This is a genomic window from Streptomyces sp. NPDC005574, from assembly GCF_040605435.1.
Lineage (GTDB): Bacteria > Actinomycetota > Actinomycetes > Streptomycetales > Streptomycetaceae > Streptomyces.
In genome coordinates this window covers 1-2,978 of sequence record NZ_JBEXCW010000237.1, presented here as the reverse complement: position 1 = coordinate 2,978, position 2,978 = coordinate 1, and the positions used below count along the sequence as shown (strand labels likewise).

2 protein-coding genes and 2 pseudogenes are annotated in these 2,978 nt (G+C 65.3%); 3 read left to right on the top strand and 1 reads right to left on the bottom strand.

Annotation, left to right across the window (positions count from 1 at the left end; genetic code table 11):
* Both ABZT03_RS43545 and ABZT03_RS43540 read left to right on the top strand, forming a co-directional pair.
* Positions 1-943, top strand: a 943-nt coding sequence (locus ABZT03_RS43545) for an alpha/beta fold hydrolase (protein ID WP_356049767.1), incomplete at its 5' end; no start/stop codon positions are given.
* Between the two features lie 25 nt (positions 944-968).
* Positions 969-1,220 carry an MbtH family protein gene (locus tag ABZT03_RS43540; protein ID WP_356049769.1) on the top strand — a complete coding sequence of 84 codons (252 nt, stop codon included), beginning with the start codon at positions 969-971 and terminating at the stop codon, positions 1,218-1,220.
* A 278-nt stretch (positions 1,221-1,498) separates the two neighbouring features.
* On the opposite strand, the pseudogene ABZT03_RS43535 reads toward ABZT03_RS43540, so the two are convergent.
* Positions 1,499-2,339 (bottom strand): annotated as a pseudogene (locus tag ABZT03_RS43535) (IS5 family transposase).
* 512 nt (positions 2,340-2,851) lie between these two features.
* Between ABZT03_RS43535 and ABZT03_RS43530 the strand changes: the two are divergent.
* Positions 2,852-2,978, top strand: a pseudogene (locus ABZT03_RS43530) (SigE family RNA polymerase sigma factor); the annotation flags it as partial.

Here is a 2,978-nt window from a genome sequence, read left to right as displayed (position 1 = left end):
GGTCTCGAAAATTCGTAAGCTGTTCGGTGTGGAATTGAGAGTGCGAACGCTGTTCGACGCGCCGACGGTGGCCGCCCTGGCACAGACAATGGAAGGCGACTCCTCCGGACATGGGCTCGAGGTCCTCCTGCCGCTGCGCTCCACGGGCAGCGCGTCTCCCGTATTCTGCGTCCACCCCGGCGGTGGAGTCGGTTGGCCCTACGCCGGACTTCTGCGGTACATCGATCGAGAACGCCCCGTCTACGGGCTCCAGGCGCGAGCACTAAGCCGCTCGGAACAATCTCCGTCGACAGTGGAGGAGATGGCCGCGGATTATGTTCGGCAGATCCGTATCATCCAGCCAGCTGGACCCTATTACTTGCTGGGATGGTCCTTCGGCGGCGTGGTCGCACACGCCATGGCCGTCCAGTTGCAGGCCGACGGGCAGGAGGTGGCCATCCTGGCCATGCTCGACTCGACACCGCCCGATCACGCCGCGTCCAGCGACGAACATTCCCGGCCGACTGAACAGCAGCTACTCCGTCTGCTCTTCGATCAGCTTTTCTACGGTCACGGTGTTCTCCCGCCGGGACAGCCGGAGTTTGCCGATGTGGACGACGTCGTGGACGCCCTGCGAGTCGCGGGTGCGCCGGTGGATGTCTTGGTGGACGCGCACATGCTGCGTGCGATCATGCTGGGCTTCACTCAACACGCTCAATTGCTCAAGGCTCACGAGCCTCGCCGTTTTCACGGCGATCTGCTCCTGTTCACGGCCGCGCTGGAAGAAGATGGCGGAATCAGGAATGTAGACCTTGCCGAGAAATGGCGGCCCCACATCGATGGCGAGATCAGCATTCATGATGTCGATACTAGCCACAATCGCATGCTGCGACCCGATGCCCTAGAGCACATCGGCCCGGTACTGTCGGGCGTGCTCGCTCGGCTCGCTCATGGCCACCAATAATTTTCCTCCCGTGAAGGGCAATGCGATGACCAATCCTTTCGAAGACGAGCTTGGGGGCTTTCTCGTCTTGGTGAACGAGGAAGGCCAGCACTCGTTGTGGCCGGACTTCGCCCAGGTTCCTCAGGGCTGGCGCATTGTTCACCCCTCCGACACGCGTGAGCGATGCGTGGCCTACATCGAAGAGAACTGGATTGACATGCGGCCGTCCACGATGCTGAGACTTCCCGGTCGCGAGGGGGTCTCGGCTCCGGACGGTGCGGGCCGTGAGTCGCGGTAGCCGGCACGGTCAAGAGTCCTACGAGGTGGCCGAGGTGGTGGAGGGCGCTTGCGAATGAGGGTGAGGACGGCGGCCGCAGGCGGCTGTCCGGGCTCGCTGGCTCAGCGTCATGGTCGGGTCGCTCCCACTGGTGTTGGCGGTCCGGATGCTGAGCCCAGCGAGCCAGAAGCGTGGTCGCATGACGGCTTCGTCCTCTCCGGGTTGTAATGGTGGGTATGGCACAAGGTGCGCCGAGGTTAGCGAGCGTTTTGTCCCGACGGGGTTGTTTGGTTCGAAGTTCAGGTGTCGCGCCAGTTCGGTGTGGATTCATTGGTGAGCCGTCGGCTTATGAGGTCGATCATTGCGACGTGGATTATGGCTTCGGATCGGTGGGGGTGAGTCTCGTAGTCGCGTGCGAGACGGCGGTGGTGCATCAGCCAGCCGAAGGTCCGCTCGACCACCCAACGTCGGGGAATCACCTTGAACCCTTCGACGCCGGGGTCGCGTTGGACGACCTCGACATCGATTCCGAGGCGGGCGCCGTGGTCGATGACCTTCGTCCGGTAGCCGGTGTCGGCCCACGGCTTGGTCACTCGGGGGGGGTGTGGCGGAGATCTGGGAGAGCAGGTGAATGCCGCCGGCGTTGTCGGAGACACTCGCCGCGCTCACCCAGACGGCCAGCAGCAGGCCGAGGGTGTCGACGCCGATGTGGCGCTTGCGACCTGCGATTTTCTTGCCCGCATCGATTCCCTGGCCGGCTGCTGGCACGTTGGCGGAGGTCTTGATGCTCTGCGCATCCAGCACACAGGCGCTCGGCTCGGCGTCCCCGCCTTCGGCTTCACGCGCCAGGCGCCGCAGCAGGCCGTTGAGCCGGTCGAGGACACCCTCCTTCTGGCAGGCGGCGAAGTAGCCGTAGACCGTCTCCCACGGTACGAAGTCGTGCGGCAGATACCGCCAGGGGATCCCGGTGCGGTCGACGTACAGGATGGCGTCCATGATGCGGCGCAGGTCATGCCCGGGTGGGCGGCCGATGTCCAGGCTCTTGCCTCTGCGCTCAGCTCGCCAGGCGGTGAGCGTGGGGCCGATCAACTCCCAGCGAGCATCGGACAGGTCGCTGGGATACGGGCGCTGTCGCGTCATGTTTCGGTAGTACCGTCGGGCACGGTGCATCCCCAGGGCGCAAACAGCGCCAAAGCGGGGCGCTTTGTGATCGGACAGGAGCGATCCGACTCAAACGGGCGGAGGCATGGAGACTCCTGTCGCACAGGCCGCATCGACCCCTCTCGCCTCAGCAGCCACAACCCCACCCACCCCCGAAGCGCCACCAAACAACCCCGCCGGGACAACAGAGCCGCAGCGGCTCCCCTTCCCCCCGGCCTGCACGCAGCGGTCTGTCAATGCGCCTTGATGACCCACGTCATCCGTTCCTGCCGCCACGCCGCCGGGAGGCGACCCTCCCGGGCTGCGGGAAGGGCGATCTCCGGCCGGTAGGGCTGGTGACCAGCGTGGGGGCACCGGTGGTTCGTGGTCGGAACGCTCACTCGCCTGCGTCGGTATGGCCACAGCGGTGCCTGTGACCCAGGTCTCAGTACGGACGTGCAGCAGAAGGGGTGGTGTTCGCGTCGAGGAGGGGTGGCAGGAAGGCAGGAGCCGTGGAGTTGGACTTTGAGGCTTTCGTCGTCGCGAGGTCGGCCGCGTTGTTCCGGGGTGCCCTCGTCCTCACGGGTGACCGTGAGGCGGCGCAGGATCTGGTCCAGGAGACCCTGGAGCGGGCCTGCC